The organism is Vibrio sp. La 4.2.2 (assembly GCF_027586995.1).
Classification (GTDB): Bacteria; Pseudomonadota; Gammaproteobacteria; order Enterobacterales; family Vibrionaceae; genus Vibrio; species Vibrio mediterranei.
On record NZ_JAPPTJ010000003.1, the window covers coordinates 135322 to 154179 of the forward strand.

Genomic DNA, 18858 nt, shown 5'->3' on the forward strand with positions numbered 1-18858 from the left:
TTTTAAGAATGGAGATAACCGTATACTTTTTCGTTGCAGTGCTGGCAGTGGTAAGAGTGATGGTGGGTTTTCTGACCACAATGCGGACAAGGAATCATACGTTGATCTTTACTAAGTAGCATAACAACTAACCCTATGGGTCCTAAGACATAACCAAGTAAAATCCCAGCAATTAGTCGACCTTTGAGTGCCCCTACTACCCCACTCGCAATAAAAAACGCGCCATAAAAGCTTAGCCAAAAAAGCATGTCTGAATCCATCTATACTTCCCTCATCGCCCGATAATAGCTAACCGTTAGCGGTGCTGTTAGGTAATCCCAAAGTGTTCGCTGTTCCAAAACAATAAATACTTCAGTTTGCATGCCAGGGTATAGCTCGATGTTTTCTAACTGATGCAGCGCTTCGGCGTTTAACCTCACTTGTACTTTGTAGCCAACGACATTGTCATCAGCATCATCACCCAAACGGTCTGCAGCGACATAAGTCACCTCACCATCCACAGGCGGTGTCTTTCGAATGTTATAAGCGCTTAATCTGACTTTGGCTTCAAGACCGACTCGCACCACATCAATATCTTGTGGAGGTACCAAAGCTTCAATAATCAACTCATCACTGTCAGGGACGATTTGCATTAAGATATCACCAGGATTCACCACTGCACCTACTCCAGCAATATTAACACCAACAACCGTTCCTTGATGTTCACTGCGTATTGTTACCCGTTCGCGCACATCCGACGCCGCTTTCAAGGCTTCTTTGACGTCGCGCGCTTCTTTTTGAGTCGAGGCTAGCTCAGCAGCATAGCTTTGCTGTTGTTCTAGGCGCTGCGCTTTATGGGTTTGCTCTAAAGCGTTTAGCTGCCTGAGTCCAACCTCAATATCGGCATTCACCTCTGCAAGCTCTGCGTCAATTCTTGCCAATGCTCTTTGTAGTTCCAACATTCGAGTCTTTGAGACATAACCTTTATCCACCAGCCCCTTGGTCATATCAATTTCTTGTTTAACTAAGGAGAGTTGTCGTTCCACTGCTCGCTTTTGAAACTGCCCTCCTCGTACTTGCTCATCTAATAAGGCTTTACGCTGTAAGTACTGCCCTTGTGAGAGCTCTGATTTCAAAAGAGCCTGTTGAAACTGGACTTGCTCGTTACTCACGATATTGCTCAATATCTGCGTACGTTCAATGGTGTTAGTGGCTAGTTCAGTCCTATCTCCCATACTCCAATCAACAACACTGCGCTCTTCGAGCAGTGCTTTTAATCGGCGTTTTTGAAACTCTAACGACATAAGCTTGAGATCTAAGCGCTGAAAATCTGCTTCTGCCCTCGAGTTCGATAACTCTACTAGAATTTCGCCGACTTCCACATGCTGACCCTCACGCACAAAAATCTGTTTTACGTATCCACCTTCCAGATGTTGTACAGGTTTACGTTTGCTCTCTACTACCACGACACCTTTTGCGATAGATGCGGAGCTAAGCTCTACACTCGTACTCCACCAGACAAAACCAAACACCGTTAGTAAGGTAAGTACTATCCCTGATTTAATGACTTTCGATGTATCAAAAACCATAAGTCCTCCTACCCTGCTGTTCGCGCTGTTGATGCTGCTGGTTCTGGAGTAGTATCCACACTCGAAGATAAACCGAGGAACTGCTCACTCTTACCAGCTTTCTCGACCTTCCCATCTTTTAAGAGCACAACCCAATCCATTTGACGCAGAAAACCAGGGCGATGACTGATCATCACAACGGTGATTTCGTTCTCTTTACAATGTTGGAGCACAATAGCGAGCGCGACTTCACCTTCTGGGTCAAGGTTTGAGTTGGGTTCATCAAGTACTAGCACTTTAGGGTTGGAGAAAATCGCTCTAGCAAGACCAATTCTCTGCATCTGACCACCAGACAGCTGCAAACCACCTTCACCGCAGTAGGTTTGATACCCTTCAGGAAGCGAGATAATCAGTTCATGTATGCACGCTAATTTTGCCGCTCTAACTACATCCTCATCATCAGCGTCACTGAAACGACAAATGTTGTCTCTCACCGTCCCAGCCAGCAAACCAACATGTTGTGGTAAATAACCAATGTGTTCCCCGAATTGTATATCCGACCATTGGCCTATAGCCGCCCCATCCACTTCTATCATTCCAACACTTGGCTGATAGATCCCCATAATGAGTTTCGCTAAGGTAGACTTTCCGGAGCCTGAATTACCCAGTATGGCAAGTGCTTGACCGGCCCCAAGTTTAAAACTAATGTTCTGCAATATTGGCTCCTGCACATTAGGTAACTTCAGCCCTACATTCTTGAAATGCACTTGCCCTTTAGGATCCGGTAGTTTAATTTTCTGCGTTGCATCTTCGGTGCTTTGTAACACGCTTAAACGTCGCCAAGACTTATACGCAACGTACCAAGATTTCCAACTACCCACCGCCTGTTCAAATGGGGACAACACGCGCCCCATGATAATGGAGCTCGCAATGATCGCTCCTGTACCAAGCTGTTGATTGAGAACTAAATACACGCCTAACGACAGAACTACCACTTGCAGTAAGGTTCTAAAGTATCGACTAAGTGCCAGTAGCTTTCCCGCTTTCGAATTAACTAACCACTGATAGGCAAGCATCTTTTCACTTTTATGTTCCCATACACGGCCAATATTCTCTGACATTCCCATCGCTTTAAGCATTGGGGCATTGCGCAAATAGTCGTTTAGCTCCATGTTGGTGCGATTTGAAAACTGAACAGACTCTTCATTAGTGGTTCTTGACTGAACCAACATGATCATTGCTAACAAGACAAAAGTAACAGTGCCAAATAGAGCAACTAAGCCAATGTATGGGTGAAGCATAAAGAGAATAATGAGGAAAAACGGTGACCAAGGAATATCGAAGATTGCAGACGTCGATGGCGTCACCAGAAAATTACGGATCTCCGATAGATCCTGCAAACCTTGCTTTTCAATTCTGTTGGTTTGGGAGGATTGAGATATGCTTCGAGACAACAATAAGCCGCTTAAAGAAGCATCCAGTTTAAGTCCCGATTTTTGAAGAAGCTCTGTTCGAATATGCTCTAGTAGGAACTGCGCGGTAATAAGAAACAGCACAATCCCCATCAGCGCAAACATGGTTTCCATGCTATAACTCGACAAGACTCGATCGAATAACTGCAAACCATAAATAGGTAAAGACAGAACTAAGAAATTAATCGCAAGACTGAACCAAGCGGCTACCCACAATTCCTTGCGAGCCTGAGAAAACGCTGTTCTGATACGTTCCATGTGTTCTCTATACTGTTGTAATTGCTTCGTACTGGGCAGTATAGGAACTACGTTGGGTATTTCGAGATTATTTGATGATCAAACTCTCTTTAGAAACAAATCCTTAGTATAACGCTCACATCGTTTAGGCAAGTTGTAAAAGACGGCTGATTTCTTGCCCAGTCACAAACTGTCTTTGGCTTTCTTTTAACACCCAATTAATTGGATTTCTCACCCATGGCTGTGGGTCATTTTGCGGAAAGCGGTCTACCGTTCTTAATCCAACCACGTTCAAACCTACTTCCTGACACGTCTCTATACATCGTTTGGCGTGCCATGCTTGCGCAACCACTATCACGTTACGGCCCACGGATTTATCTAACGCTTTTCTTGCTACGTCAGTCGTGGTTTGGTAGTTGTCATCAGCAATTACATGTGCATTGGGCAAAGCCGTAATGTGCTCTGCTACTTCTTGTTGTATATGCGCGTCAAGAAATCCGTTTTCACGAACCAAATCAGTGGCTACATTGGCAAGTCGTTTGTTGACATCTTCGCTATCACCGAAAGAAAATGCCACTACGCTATGTGCATTGAGTGGTGAACCAAAGTTTTCGCTAACGAGCGTTGTAGTTTCTAAATACTGAGCAAGCCTTTGTTTCTGAACGGTATCTAGCTGATAGTCGAGTTGTTCAGATTTAAGAAAATTAGCCAAGATACTGGCTGACTGGCGAACGAGAGAAGCGTTAGATTGAGTGAGTAAGTCGATGAATTTTCGCATAGGAGCACCTTAATTTCAGCTCGCCTATCCGTTGACTTTTGAAGAGTCCTTTGACGCAGAACATATTAACAGAATTATCGAAAAAGAACAGAAAAACGTTCAATTATTATACAAATTACTTCTAATTTAAAACCTCCTGATAAGTATCGTAAAAACTAGATTAGAAAAACATTATTCATGTCTTATCATTTAGTTAAGTATGGAATCTAGAGTAAGGGAGCAATATAAGTGCAAAAGTTGATGGCAAAGCTAGCTCTCTACGTTGCTTTCATTCCCGTGCTCACTTTTGCGTCCGATGAAATAGAAGCACCCAGTTTTTATGGCGGAAGAGGCGTCTCTCAGGGTGATACCTCTGAGGCACCTTCCACTATCGAATACCAAAGAAGGGCGCTCGCTCCCCCAATTATTGTCGAAACGATAATTGATGTCCCTTCAAATGTTGAGCTTAACAAACCATCATTGTCACCAACTAATTCAAGTCAAACTGTTGAACTAGATTTGTCTCGTTTAACGCGCAACGATTGGCTACTTGCAAAAAAATCCATGTACTACTTTGATTTAAATTATCATCCTGAAACTGGGTTCTGGGATTCCGTACAAGGTTATCATCACGCGACCATGTGGGACATTGCGAGTGGAATTTCAGCAACGCTAGCAAGTTATGAACTTCAACTCATTTCCAGAGAAGAAGTAAGAGATAAGCTTGGTCTTACTTTAGATACTCTCGCTACTCTAGCTTTGTATAAAAATACCCTCCCGAATAGGGAATACAGCACCAAACATGGAAAACCATCAGGCAGTTACAGCGACACCCAAAGTAATGGCAATGGTTGGTCGGCGCTTGATATAGGTCGATTACTTATTTGGCTACGCATCACCGAACAAATGCTGCCCGAACTGGCTAGTAAAGTCGCCATCATAGAAAAAAACTGGAAACTGGCATCAGCAGTTCACAAAGGTACCCTTTATGGCACCAAACTATATAAAAACAAAGAACACTACCGACAAGAAGGACGCTTAGGCTATCTGCAATACGCCGCACAAGGGTTTGAGTTATTCGGTTATAACTTAGCGCAGAGCTTTACCAAACAGCACGTAGAAAAAGTGTCGGTCGATGGTATGTCTGTATATGTGGATAATCGAAACGTCCCCTATTTCACTACTGATCCCTATGTACTAACAGCCATAGAAATAGGGGCAAAGAACGTATGGTGGAATCAACTTGATCAACTTTACCAACTGCATAAAAAACGTTCCAAACAGTTAGGACAACCTCAAGTATTTGCTGAAGACGCGATGAGTAAAAGTCCTTGGTTTGCCTATAACAATATTTACTATTATGGCAAACCTTGGCTGAGCGTGAGCCCCGGGGGTAAACCGATCGAGAACCCACAGACGTTCAGTTCAAAGATAGGATTCGGACTAAGTGTTTTATATGCCGACGATTTCTCACAACAACTCTACAACACGGTTGTTAAAACAAGTCTAAGCTCTCGAAGTATCCCAACTGGTCGTTATAAAAATGGCGGCACTAACACCGCCTATAACATCAATACCAACTCTCTTGTGCTTACAGCACTATGGTATAAAGCTCTTGGTAATCATGCTCTCTACCCTTATGCATTAGAGCAGTCAAATTCCGCCAAATAGCCTGCAAGTTCGCCAATGTTGTCACCTAGAGTGTTCTTACGTTAAACACATGCTCTACATTGCTGATAGCTGAAAGGAGTTCATCGTTAGGCTCTTGCTCAATATCGAGAATGGTATACGCGACCTCCTCTCGGCTTTTATTCAGCATATCGAGCACGTTAATATTCAAGTCAGCCAACAGAGACAATACGCTACCCAAGACCCTAGGGACATTATCGTTAGCAAACGTAATTCGGTAGCCCTCTGCCCTTTCTAAACGAATCGTAGGAAAGTTAACTGAATTAGTAATGTTGCCATTTTCCAAGAAATCAATGAGCTGCTCCGCCCCCATGATGGCGCAATTTTCCTCTGCTTCGGACGTCGAAGCGCCAATATGAGGCATGAGGATCACGCCATCACGCCCAATAAGAGAGGGCGTTGGAAAGTCAGTCACATACTGATCAATTTGGTGATTCTCGAGCGCGGTTATTACTGCGTCTGTATCGACAATTTCTTTACGAGCAAAATTCAGCAACACCATACCAGGTTTAGCTGAAGACAATAAATCGTGGTTAATCAATCCTATAGTTGAAGGCAGTGCAGGAACGTGAACGGTCACGAAATCACATTTTGCAATCACCGACACTAAATTCTCCGCTCGCTTAATACGACTTGATAACCGCCAAGCCGCTTCAACACTCAGCGCTGAATCGTAACCAATCACGTTCATACCAAGATCAATAGCGGTGTTAGCGACAGAGGCACCAATTGCGCCTAAACCAATTACACCAAGTGTTTTGCCTTTGATTTCAGAGCCAGAAAAACGCTTCTTTTCCTTCTCTAATAGCTTATCCATCGCCATAGCATCAGTCATATCCGAAAGGGTATGGGAGTAACGAATCCCACCCACGACATCTCTTGCCGATAACAAAAGCCCGGTTAATACCAACTCTTTCACTGCATTGGCATTAGCACCCGGCGTATTAAACACGACAATTCCATTTTCCGTGCAAGATTTTATCGGGATGTTGTTTACCCCTGCTCCGCATCGTGCAATAGCTTTAACGCTTGAAGCAATGGACTCATCAAGGAGTTTATGACTGCGAAGCAAAATTGCATCAGGCTCACCAAACTCACTACATACTTCATATTTGTCGCGTGAAAACTTATCCAATCCTTGATTCGAAATAGCGTTGTAGGTCTTTATTTTCTTCATTGTCGCTTCACCTTAAGTTGAAATTCCATTTCTACTCATCAGCGTACTGTTATTGTCCCAAAGCTGGCTTTTTTCTGTTGTGCCAGAGACAACAAAGCACCTGACCAGCAGGTGCTTTGTAATTATTGTGTGACTTCAGCATAAGCCCAATCTAGCCATGGCAGTAACGCTTCCAAGTCGCTAGATTCAACGGTAGCCCCTGCCCAAATTCTGAGTCCCGCTGGCGCGTCCCGATAAGCGCCGATATCAAACGCGACACCTTCATCATCCAACAATTTAATCATCGCTTTAACTTGCTGCTCCGATGCATCAAGCGTGAGGCATACACTGGTGTTAGAACGTTGTGTTGGTTCTTTAGCTAAGAAGTGTATCCACTCTCGTGATTCAACGAAGTTTGTTAGTACAGCAAGGTTGGATTCCGATTTCTCAATCGCCGCACCTACACCGCCAATATCTGCCACCCAATCTAGAGCGTCAATATAGTCCACTACGCATAACATAGAGGGCGTATTAATCGTCGCACCCTTGAAAATGCCTTCTATGAGCTTTCCACCCTTTGTCAGGCGGAAAATCTTCGGCAGTGGCCACGGCGGTATATAAGTCTCTAATCGCTCGACCGCTTTAGGGCTCAACACAATGACCCCATGAGCCCCTTCTCCACCTAACACCTTCTGCCAGCTGAAAGTGACCACATCCAGTTTTTCCCAAGGCATAGGCATCGCAAACACAGCGGAGGTTGCATCACAAATAGTCACCCCTTCTCTATCATCGCTAATCCAATCACCATTCGGGACTTTCACTCCAGAGGTCGTGCCATTCCATGTAAAGATGGTATCGTGCTGCTGATTAGCCTGTGTTAGATCTGGTAGCGACCCATAATCAGCTAAATAACTATTTACTTGTTCAAGTTTCAACTGTTTGGTGATGTCCGCTAACCAACCTGAGCCAAACGACTCCCAATGGAAAACATCGATTGGACGATGACCTAACATCGACCACATCACCATCTCCATAGCTCCAGTATCGGATGCCGGAACTATGCCAACTCGATAGTCTTCAGGGATACCCAGTATCGCTTTGGTTTTTTCTATCGATTCAGCCAGTACGGCTTTACCTAGAGATGAACGGTGACTACGACCTAATGTGGAAGCATCCAGTTGAGTGAGATCATACCCCGGACGCTTGCTACATGGTCCAGAAGAGAAGTTAGGGTTTTGCGGTTTGAGTTGAGGTTTCATAAGCCTCCCTGCTTGTGAATATTGAATAACTATTCATCACATTGTCGTAAAACAGACGCTAAGGCAAGAGGGTTATGCTGATCGACAATAAATATTTGTATTTACTGTGTGAAATGAGCCGTTTTCTCTGCAAAAACAACAAAAGAATGCTTTGGATTTTTGAGACAACCCAAAATTAAAAAGGCAGTGCTTTTACGCACTGCCTTGAACGGGATACTGTTTGTTTCTTATCCCACAACACCAACAGCAGCTTGCATGATGATACCGCAGATGTAAGCTCCGTACGTCCCTAGCGCATAGCCAAGTACTGCCATCAAAATACCTACTGGTGCTAATGATGGGTGGAAGGCAGCGGCGACAACAGGCGCTGATGCTGCACCACCAACGTTGGCTTGGCTACCTACAGCCATGAAGAATAGCGGAGCACGAATCAGCTTAGCCACAAAGATCATCAGCAATGCGTGAATCGTCAGCCATGTAATACCGATAAAGAAGTAGCCCGGATTATCTAGAATCGCAGTCACGTCCATTTGCATACCGATAGTCGCCACTAGAATATAGATAAACGCTGAACCGATTTTAGAAGCCCCAGCATGTTCTAGTGTGCGCGCGGGTTTGAACATGGAAGCAATCAATGCAAATGTCGTAACAAGAACGATGAGCCAGAAGAATCCTGACGTCAGACTGTATTTCTCTAACTCTGGCGCATTGGTTGCGATCCAAGGAGCAATCAAATCAGAGCCAAAATGTGCGAGACCCGTTAAGCCAAAGGCGATCGCCACGACTTTCATCATATCTGTCGTTGTGATTGGACGAGAGTTTTCCTCTTCGTACTTCGCAACGGTTTCTTTTAGTTCATCGATAGAAGAGGTGTCAGCTTTAAGCCATGCATCCATTTTCTTTTGACGACCAGCCATGATAAGCAAGATAGCCATCCAAATGTTGGCACAAATAACATCAACCGTAATCATCGCAGAAAATAGTTGGTCGCCTACACCGAACACTTCTTTCATCGCAGCTTGGTTAGCACCGCCACCAATCCACGAACCTGCAACTGTTGTTAGGCCACGCCATACATCACCAGAAACGAGGTCTGGATTGATAAAATCTAAAATTACGATTGCGGCTGGTCCACCAATGATGATACCCAATGTACCCGTTAAGAACATAATTACCGCTTTCGAACCTAAGCCGAAGATCTTCTTCAAATCTGCAGAAACGATCAACAGAACCAAAGCGCCCGGCAGTAAGTATCGGCTAGCAACAAAATATAGCTTAGAGTCAGAACCGTCGATAATGCCCGTTGTATTAAGTAAAGACGGGAGGAAATAGCACAGCAACAGACCTGGGACAAAAGAGTAGAATTTTCTCCAGAAAGGATTTTTGCTGCTCTCGGTGATAAATACTCCACCAAGAATGGCAGCAAGTAAGCCCATTATGACTGCGTCATTCGTGATCATTATTGTTAGTCTCCTTAACTTGCATCCATTGAAACATATGGACACATTTGGTCAGTGGCCAGAGACTATACATACATCTCTTTATTGTCACAAATTTTAACAATTTTTACCCAATCGAAATGAATAAATAGAAATTCATCTTTGCCAAAAATCGTTTAGCCTACGCGTTTTGAGTCTGTCGATTGCGTATAGCCATTCACTAGAATTAAGTAAAAACGCTATATTATCAGCAAGTTGTAATACGAACTTTATGTTGTTCAGTAATCATTTCGGCAACAATTCCTTCACCACTAATCATCAACTCCGCAATACAACTAGACGCATAAAAATTGTTAAATCGTACAAATATCAAACAAACATCTATTGATTGTTATTTGATACAAATCACATTTGAGAACATAAAAGTGTTGAATTTTAACGGTGATTTTCACGAAACTTGACACCATGTATCACATTTTCAGCACTATTTGCCGCAACTGAACCAAAAAGAGGAGCAAAGCTCCTCTTTCGTTTACTCGGTAACATTGAGTATAGGTCATTCCATCGTCGGCATTGAGAATGAGCTTGTATGCTGTTCTAATCGAACACTAGCAGGCCAACGACTAGTCACGGTTTTCATCTTGGTATAGAAACGTACGCCATCATTTCCATGAACGTTTAAAGGTCCAAAGATAGAACGCTTCCACCCTCCAAAGCTATGAAATGCCATTGGAACAGGAATTGGCACATTCACACCTACCATGCCAGCTTGAACATCCTCACTAAACTGACGTGCGGTTTCCCCATCACGAGTGAAAATAGCGGTCCCGTTACCATAATCATGTTGATTGATTAATGATAAAGCCGTTTCGTAGTCACTAACACGAACCACGGCTAACACCGGTCCAAAAATCTCTTCCTTATACACTGTCATTTCTGGCGTAACGTTATCAATCAGAGTTGGGCCAACAAAGTACCCTGTTTCATTTCCCGTCACGGTAAAGTCGCGACCATCAACAACAATTTCGGCACCTTGTTCTTCGCCGCTAGTGATGTAGTCGCAAATGGTTTGTTTGTGAAGCGCAGATATCACTGGGCCCATATCGTTTTCAGTACCCTCCACAATACCTGGGCCTACTTTCATTTGTGAAATTTGCTCTATGAGCTTCTCAATCAAACGGTTTGCGGTCTCATCGCCGACTGCCACTGCGACGGACAGTGCCATACAACGCTCACCTGCAGCACCATATGCCGCCCCCATAATGGCGTTGGTCGCCATATCCATATCGGCATCTGGCATCAAGATGCAGTGGTTCTTCGCCCCGCCAAGGGCTTGGCAGCGTTTCCCATGAGCAGAGGCTGTGGCATAAATGTATTCAGCGATTGGCGTAGAACCTACAAAACTAACCGCCTCTACTTTAGGTGACGTAAGCAAGGCGTCTACAACTTCTTTATCACCATTAACTACATTAAAGACACCATCAGGTAATCCCGCTTGTTTTAACAATTCAGCAAGAATCAAAGCCGTTGACGGATCTTTCTCAGACGGTTTCAACACAAAAGTATTACCCGTCGCTATGGCAACTGGAAACATCCACATTGGAACCATGGCTGGGAAATTAAACGGAGTAATACCAACACAAACACCGAGAGGTTGCATTAAAGAGTGGCTGTCAACGCCAGTACCGACATTAGCTGAGTGCTCACCTTTCTGTAAGTGAGGGATACCACAGGCAAACTCCACCACTTCTAACCCACGAGTCACCTCCCCTATCGCATCGGAGTATACCTTGCCATGCTCATTTGAAATGGTGCGAGCTATCCGATCCATATTTGCTTCAAGTAACGCCTTGAATTGAAACATCACTCGCGCACGTTTGAGCGGTGACGTCTTAGACCAAGCTTTAAAGGCTGTACTCGCCGCTTCAACCGCTTGCTCAGCTTCATGAGCGTAACTCAATACCACTTGTTTTGTTTGTTCTCCGGTTGCAGGGTTATAGACCGCACCAAAGCGCTCACTTTCACTGTTAACAATCGCCCCTGCGACATAGTTTTGAATGGTTTCCATAGTATCTCCACAATTCTAATAAATACTCAGGCATCAAATATCACAGCGATGTACTCGGCCTGAGTGCATGTAGTTACATTCGATTTTTCCACGCTGAAACAAGCGTTAGATAGTTCGCCTTTATATTCGCTTTGAATGTGTCGTCATCTAATTGGTTAGCAAGCCACGCTTTCGAAGGCTCACCAAAGATAGTCCGCCCTACAGCAAACCCTTTAACAAGCTTACTGGCTTGAGCGTGTTTAAACCCTTCAGCCAGCGCCTCTTTCGAGGCATCTAATCCAAGTAAGACAACGCCATAGCAATGGCTGTCATTGCTTGACACTAGATCTTCAACCGCTCTCCAGCCTTCAGGTAATAGAGGAGGCAACTTCCACCAATCCGGTTTGATTCCTAACTGATAGAGTCGCTGTATCGTTTCGATATAATAGTTATCACCTTGAGGCATCGAGCTTGGCAGAATGACTTCAATCAGTAATTCATGCCCTGATTGGCAGCATGCAAGATAAACATCACTTAGTAGGCGCTCTTGTTGCTTTTTGAGTTCAAGAGCATCGTCAGGATGATAGAAGACTAAGCACTTCACAATGTGTTCTTTAGGCCAAGACACAAGTTGCGAACCAATATTGCCATGTTCAAGCTCCAAAGGACGAGAGCCTGGCAGCTCGATTGGTCTTCCAATCCACCAACCTTTACCTGTAGCTTCATTGAGTGCAGCTTGTCCATAAGTACTATCACATAACAAACCGGCTCCGCCTTGTAGCCCCTGCTCACGCACTGTTTCTGAATACGCTTCTAGTATCAGCTTCTTGAGCTTGGGCAACTGACTCAATGACGCACCGACATCTTGAGCCATTTGCTCCAATTGAATTCGATGGTCAAAGGCAAGTATGCAAAGGTCGTCCCACTCTTTATCTCGAGTAGTCACACGATGTAAGTGATTCAATCTTGCATCTAAGTCTGGCCTTGGGACTTGCTCTGCACGTGATAAGTAATCGTCCAGCTCCTCTTTCGAAGGCATCGCCGGAGCGCAACCGTGACGAGAGACAACTAGTGCTCCACAAGCATTCGCATAATCACACGCTTGTTGCCAGCTTTCATCATTGAGGTAGCCTCGCAATAGTCCAGACATAAAGGCATCGCCAGCGCCGAGCACATTAAGCACATTAACTCGTACACCCGTTGCGTTAATTGCACCATCAAGGTGGTCTGGAATTTGCGAATCGTAGACCGAACAACCTAAAGCACCTCGTTTGCAAACCAATGTCGCATCAGTGACTTTGCGCACCCCATTAAGTGCTTGTAACGTCACGGTTGAACCACCTGCAATATGGAACTCCTCTTCTGTCCCGACGATCAAATCGAACAGGCCGAGTACCTCTTGTAATTGTTCAGTGACAGCTCCTGATTCAATAAAGCGAGTCTCACCATCACCCAGTGAAGTTAGTCCCCAAAGCACCGGACGATAATCGATATCCAACGCCGTTCTTACGCCGTGCTTTCTTGCATAGCGAAGTGCAGTAAGCACGGCATCTCGGGTCTTAGGATTCGACAAATGCGTGCCCGTGATAGCGAGGCAGCGTGCTGACGCAATATAGTCTTCGTCTATATCGTCAGACGTAATGGCCATATCGGCACAGTTGTCACGGTAGAAGATCAGCGGGAAAGTATCTTCATCTTTGATACCCAATATGACTAAGGCAGTTAGACGTTCTTTATCAGTAATTAAGAAACTGGTGTCTACACCAAGTCTTTCAAGCTCTTCACGAAGAAATCGCCCCATATGTTCATCGCCCACACGAGCCAGCATTGACGACTTTAACCCTTGTCTCGCTGTGCCATACGCGACATTACCAGATGAGCCACCTAGGTATTTCGAGAAGCTGCTCATGTCTTCTAGCCGTGAACCAATTTGCTGACCATAAAAATCGACGGCCACCCTGCCCATGCAAATCACATCAAACTTCTTATCCTTCTGCCTCATTACCTCATCTCCTCCAAGATTAATGAAATGTTTATTTCATTTTATTATAAATTGGAATTATCGATAAAAACCGTGATCGGCCGCCAGTTTTTATGTCCAATCTAATCAACAAACCTAAAAAACGATCGAAATCGAAAATTATTTTTCATTTAACTGAGATCGTTTATCAAATCACCCCACCATGCTCCGATCCATTTATAACTTTTAAAAAACACACGTTACAGATTATTTATTCCATTTAAAAACATATACTTAAAAAGAACATCACCAATAGGCAAGAAAATCAAGTGAGATCGAGATAACACTTTTAACAATTACGACACATTAACAGTGGTGATATTTTGAACATCACCTTATAGTTAAAAACCAACGGATAGTAGAAAATATTTTTCAATCAAGTTTACTGCCACCGTTAGTAAAAAGTCAGAGTGAATACTGAATAAATGCTCTACAGATTTCATCTAATAACGAAATGAAATATTCATATTTATCGATAGATAAGTGTGATGGATACCAAGGAGGCATTTATGCCAACTAAGAAACAAGGGATTACTATGTTGCTGGACAGAATGTTAATACTCGCATCAAACACCAAAGCACTGCTTAAAGGAACGCTATTAGTTCTTGGACTTATTGTTCTTACCGCTTGTGGTCAGGAAGAGAAAAAAGACGATGTAACACGCATTGGAGTAGCGATACCAAACTTCGATGACACCTTCATGGTTTATATGAAAGATGCCATGGATAAATACGCTAAGCAGTTTGATGGCAAAGTCGAACTCACATTTGTGGACGCCAAAGAAGACGCAGCCAAGCAATTAGGCCAAGTAGAGAACTTCATCGTTCAGCAAATGGACGCCATTATTTTGGTTCCAGTTAACACTGATGCCACGCAACCTCTTACAGACCGAATCATCAAGGCAGGGATTCAACTTGTTTATCTGAACCGTCGTCCTGACTATCTGCCCGATAGTGTGTTCTACGTTGGTTCTGAAGAGCTGAAATTTGGCGAAACACAAGCTCAATACATCACAGATTCAGTGGACGGCGGTAATGTTGCCATTCTTATGGGTATGCTGACTCATGAAGCCGCAATCATGCGCACTAAAGGTGTCGAAGACTACTTGTCTAAAAATCCAAACTTCCACGTTGTCAGAAAACAAACCGGTCTATGGCAGCGCTCACAAGGCATGACGGTTATGGAAAACTGGCTCAATTCAGGAGACAAGCTTGATGTCATCGTTGCAAACAATGACGACATGGCTCTAGGAGCAATTCAAGCATTGCGTGCAGCAGGCAAGCTTGATGACACCTTAGTCGTTGGCGTTGACGCAACACCTGATGGTTTGGTTGCGGTAAAAGATGGAGCCCTAAGCGCTACTGTATTCCAAGATGGCGCGGGCCAAGCACGAGGTGCTATCGATGCTGCGGTAGATGCTGTTAAAGGCAAAAAACATCAACAGGTCACTTGGATCCCCGCTGAGCTTGTGACTCAAAGTAATTTAGCAGCATTCGAAGCGAAGCAAAAAGGTTAACCACCCACGCTCCGTGTTCTCCCCCTCTTTAGAATACGGAGCTTTTTTCGGAGTAGTAATAGTATGAGCCAAGTCTTACTAGAAATGCGTGGAATCACCAAAACCTTTCCTGGTGTAAAAGCGCTCGATAATGTGCAGCTCACTTTGAAACAAGGCCGAGTTATGGCGTTGATGGGTGAAAATGGTGCGGGTAAATCAACCCTAATGAAAGTGATGTTTGGTATTTACCAAAGGGACAGCGGTACCATTCGCTACAAGGGAGAAAATGTTGAGTTTCAAGGCGCCAAAGAAGCGTTAGAAGCGGGTATTTCAATGATACACCAAGAGCTATCTCCTATCCTGCATCGAAGCATCGCAGAAAATATCTGGCTGGGTAGAGAACCGCTAAAAGGGCCACTACGCCTTGTAGACCACGCTAAGATGTACAGCGACACCACAGAGTTATTGAGTAAATTGGACTTAAAACTCGACCCCAAAACTCCAATGAGTGAACTGACCGTCGCAACTATGCAAATGGTGGAGATTGCAAAAGCTATCTCCTATCAATCAGAGATCATCATAATGGATGAACCAACTTCCGCACTCACGGATAAAGAAGTTGACCATCTGTTCGAAATCATCGAAATGCTGAAGTCTCGTGGTTGTGCGATTGTTTACATCAGTCACAAGATGGATGAGATATTCAGGATCTGTGACGATATTACTGTCTTTCGTGACGGCTGTTTTGTTGGCGAGCGCGAAGCGAAGCTTACCAACAATGACGAATTGGTACAGATGATGGTAGGTCGAGATTTGGGAGAAGTATTCCCTCCCCCAACCGCCAAACCGGGTAAAACTCGCTTGGAGGTTGAAAACCTCACCGTTGAAGGCGCATTCAGCGATATCAACTTCAAATTACACGAAGGAGAAATTCTTGGTATCGCGGGTCTAGTAGGCGCAGGTAGAACCGAGTTAATTGAAACGCTTTTCGGCGTTAGGCAAAAAGACGCAGGCACTATTCGAATCAATGGTGATTACGTCGAAATTAACACACCACAAGATGCTATCCGACACAAAATGGCATTCCTAACCGAAGATCGACGACATTCAGGGCTTTATCTGATGCTCGATATTTTCGCCAACACCTCTATTGCTCATTTGGACGCCTACCGAAACAAAGTCGTCAACGTGCTCGATGTGAGAAAGATGAAGCAAGACAGCCAAACCCACTGTGAAAAGCTAAAAGTAAAAACGCCGGGAATGTACGAAATGATCGACAATCTGAGCGGCGGTAATCAACAAAAAGTATTGTTGGCTCGCTGGATGCTGACTAAACCTGACATCTTATTCCTAGACGAACCCACAAGAGGAATCGACGTTGGAGCGAAGTCAGAAATCTATAAGCTAATGCGTCTGCTAACCGGCATGGGTAAAAGCTTGGTCATGATCTCATCAGAACTTCCAGAAGTCATGGGAATGAGCGACCGCATCTTAGTTATGCATGAAGGCAAACTCAAAGGTCTTATCGACGGCCCTGATGCGACGCAACAGAAAATCATGTCGATGGCACTCAATTAAACATTGAGACACCCCCAATTTAAAACACCACGAGTCTTTCAAACTAGGACTTGAGGCCAGAGTAGTAACTCAAGGAATGCAGTTATGATTGCTAAACTGATTAAAGCGACCTCACCTGAAGGTCAAGCTCAAACTAATTTCAAGCGCATGGTATCTAAATATGCGATATACGTAGTATTTGTCTTCATGTGTGTTGTAATGTCCATCCTATCGCCCGTTTTCCTATCGGTCGCTAACTTATTGAATGTAATGACTCAAATGGCAAGTATTGGTCTTCTTGCGCTTGGCGTTACTATCATCATCATTACCCGAGGCATTGACTTATCTTCTGGTTCAGTACTTGCGGTAGCGGCCGTAGTCTCAGCCAGTATGGCGCAAACCATCGACTGGTCAATGCGTATGTACCCTGCGATGCCAGAACTACCTATCATCGTTCCTATTCTAGCGGCATTAGCTGTTGGCGCATTATGCGGTTATATCAATGGAGCACTCATTGCTTACACTGGTATTCCTCCATTCATTGCGACTCTAGGTATGATGATCGTTGCCCGTGGCGCTGCCCTGCTTTACTCAGATGGCCGCCCTGTAAGTAGCCTCATTGATTCTTATCAATGGATTGGCCAAGGCAGCATCGTGGGTATTCCTGTTCCTGTTATCATTTTCGCTGTGATGGCTTTCGTGTCATATGTACTACTGAACTACACCCGATTTGGTAAATACGCTTATGCCATCGGTGGTAACGAAACCGCCGCGTACGTCTCTGGCATCAATGTAAAGCGCTATAAGATCTTGGTTTATACCTACGCGGGTTTGTTAGCGGGTATATCTGCGCTGATTTTGGCGGCTCGAATCAACTCTGGTCAACCGGGCCTGGGGATCATGTACGAGCTAGATGCAATCGCAGCAGCGACTGTCGGCGGCGTATCGCACGCTGGGGGCATTGGTACGATACAAGGAACTATTATCGGTACCATGATTATGGGTGTACTTCAAAATGGTCTCGACCTTCTCAACGTTTCGGCCTACTGGCAGCAAGTAGTAAAAGGCTTAGTCATTATCTTTGCCGTTATGTTTGATATGAAGCGCCATAAGAAGAGTAAATAGTGCAACTACAGAATAACTTTGAGTAGGGTACGAGGCGGCTCTTATCTAGGATACCTTGGATGCCTCGGTATAGTCGCTCTCGGTTTGGCTCATCGCGCCTTTTTACAAGGCGCGTTTTTCTTCCTCGTTACACACTCAATGAAACAAATATTTCAAACCACTATAAAATGAGGTATTTTGTACGTCTATCCTTTGATTTTGGCTTTCGGAGAACTCTATGATAGCGGCTGCTACATTAAGTGAACTACAAGAACAAATACGTTTAGAATATTCCGGCTTAAGTAAACGACTTCAACAAGTAGCAAAATATGTGCTTGATAACCCAAATGATATCGCACTGGAAACTGTTGCTATCATTGCGCAGAAAGCCGAAGTTCCACCTTCCACCTTAATTCGATTTGCCAGCGCCTTTGGTTTTAGTGGCTTCAATGAGATGAAACAGTTATTTCGTAACAAAATCGTTGAAGAGACCTCAAGCTATACCGATCGAGCAAGAATCCACAAGCAGCTACACACTGAACCATTAGCACCTGAAAGCCCAAAACAGATACTTCAAGAGTTTGCCAACGCCAACTCACAAGCCATGAATTTCCTAGCAAACCAAACCTCAGAGCACGATCTTAATAGTGCTATCGATATTCTACAGAGCTGTGAAAACATCTATCTAATTGGCTTACGCCGCTCTTTTAGCGTGGCTTCCTACTTCACTTATGCACTACGTCATTTAAACAAACGTGCATTTCTGATTGATGGCCTCGGAGGAATGTATGAAGAACAACTGAGCATGATTGGTCCAAACGATGCCATTGTTGCCATCAGCTTTAGTCCTTATGCCAATGAAACCGTCGCCCTAAGTGAAGTGGCTTCCAAAGCAGGCGCGAAGCAGATAGTGATAACAGATAGTCAGGTAAGCCCCCTCGCTGCTTTTAGCGATGTCAGTTTCGTCATCAAAGAAGCCAAAGTGGACGCCTTTCGCTCTCAATCCGCTTCGCTATGTTTGGTTCAGAGTATTGCCGTTGCCATGGCGATTAATAATGAACACGAATAAAAACAGCGC

The 18858-nt window shown here is 44.3% G+C and carries 14 protein-coding genes; 5 read left to right on the plus strand and 9 right to left on the minus strand.

From position 1 onward, the window contains the following. Positions 1-2 precede the first annotated feature (2 nt). From OH456_RS06955 to OH456_RS06970, 4 genes are all read right to left on the minus strand, one after another. Entirely contained in the window at positions 3-260 is a 258-nt protein-coding gene (locus tag OH456_RS06955) for a membrane protein (RefSeq protein ID WP_006070667.1), read from the minus strand. After that, a complete protein-coding gene (locus OH456_RS06960; protein ID WP_270033164.1) occupies positions 261-1568 on the minus strand; it encodes an HlyD family type I secretion periplasmic adaptor subunit in 1308 nt (435 codons plus the stop codon). Positions 1569-1576: 8 nt separating this feature from the next. After that, entirely contained in the window at positions 1577-3277 is a 1701-nt protein-coding gene (locus OH456_RS06965) for a type I secretion system permease/ATPase (RefSeq protein WP_252038997.1), read from the minus strand. Between the two features lie 124 nt (positions 3278-3401). Then, complete coding sequence (locus OH456_RS06970; protein WP_236111876.1) at positions 3402-4034, minus strand: hypothetical protein; 633 nt, start codon at positions 4032-4034, stop codon at positions 3402-3404. A 228-nt stretch (positions 4035-4262) separates the two neighbouring features. Between OH456_RS06970 and OH456_RS06975 the strand changes: the two genes are divergently transcribed. Next, a complete protein-coding gene (locus OH456_RS06975) occupies positions 4263-5684 on the plus strand; it encodes a DUF3131 domain-containing protein (protein WP_270033165.1) in 1422 nt (473 codons plus the stop codon). 25 nt (positions 5685-5709) lie between these two features. Here OH456_RS06975 and OH456_RS06980 read toward each other — a convergent pair whose 3' ends face one another. The 5 genes from OH456_RS06980 to OH456_RS07000 all read right to left on the minus strand — a co-directional run bounded on the left by OH456_RS06980 (position 5710) and on the right by OH456_RS07000 (position 13605). Next, the gene (locus tag OH456_RS06980; RefSeq protein WP_124941075.1) at positions 5710-6879 is read right to left on the minus strand and encodes a phosphoglycerate dehydrogenase; all 1170 of its coding nucleotides are present in this window, start codon (positions 6877-6879) and stop codon (positions 5710-5712) included. A gap of 122 nt (positions 6880-7001) precedes the next feature. Continuing rightward, positions 7002-8117: a phosphoserine transaminase gene (locus OH456_RS06985; protein ID WP_270033166.1), complete on the minus strand. Its 1116-nt coding sequence runs from the start codon at positions 8115-8117 to the stop codon at positions 7002-7004. Between the two features lie 227 nt (positions 8118-8344). Continuing rightward, positions 8345-9577, minus strand: coding sequence for a DUF819 family protein (locus OH456_RS06990; protein ID WP_006070660.1), 1233 nt, complete (start codon positions 9575-9577; stop codon positions 8345-8347). A gap of 535 nt (positions 9578-10112) precedes the next feature. Further along, entirely contained in the window at positions 10113-11624 is a 1512-nt protein-coding gene (locus tag OH456_RS06995) for a CoA-acylating methylmalonate-semialdehyde dehydrogenase (RefSeq protein ID WP_270033167.1), read from the minus strand. Between the two features lie 73 nt (positions 11625-11697). Continuing rightward, the gene (locus tag OH456_RS07000) at positions 11698-13605 is read right to left on the minus strand and encodes a bifunctional 5-dehydro-2-deoxygluconokinase/5-dehydro-2-deoxyphosphogluconate aldolase (RefSeq protein ID WP_270033168.1); all 1908 of its coding nucleotides are present in this window, start codon (positions 13603-13605) and stop codon (positions 11698-11700) included. Between the two features lie 527 nt (positions 13606-14132). Here OH456_RS07000 and OH456_RS07005 point away from each other — a divergent pair. From OH456_RS07005 to OH456_RS07020, 4 genes are all read left to right on the plus strand, one after another. Next, positions 14133-15140 carry a sugar ABC transporter substrate-binding protein gene (locus OH456_RS07005; protein WP_006070657.1) on the plus strand — a complete coding sequence of 336 codons (1008 nt, stop codon included), beginning with the start codon at positions 14133-14135 and terminating at the stop codon, positions 15138-15140. A gap of 63 nt (positions 15141-15203) precedes the next feature. Beyond that, on the plus strand, positions 15204-16697 hold the full coding sequence (locus tag OH456_RS07010) for a sugar ABC transporter ATP-binding protein (RefSeq protein ID WP_006070656.1): 1494 nt from the start codon (positions 15204-15206) through the stop codon (positions 16695-16697). An 84-nt stretch (positions 16698-16781) separates the two neighbouring features. Continuing rightward, a complete protein-coding gene (locus tag OH456_RS07015; RefSeq protein ID WP_006070655.1) occupies positions 16782-17801 on the plus strand; it encodes an ABC transporter permease in 1020 nt (339 codons plus the stop codon). Between the two features lie 217 nt (positions 17802-18018). Next, a complete protein-coding gene (locus OH456_RS07020; RefSeq protein WP_006070654.1) occupies positions 18019-18849 on the plus strand; it encodes a MurR/RpiR family transcriptional regulator in 831 nt (276 codons plus the stop codon). Positions 18850-18858 lie beyond the last annotated feature (9 nt).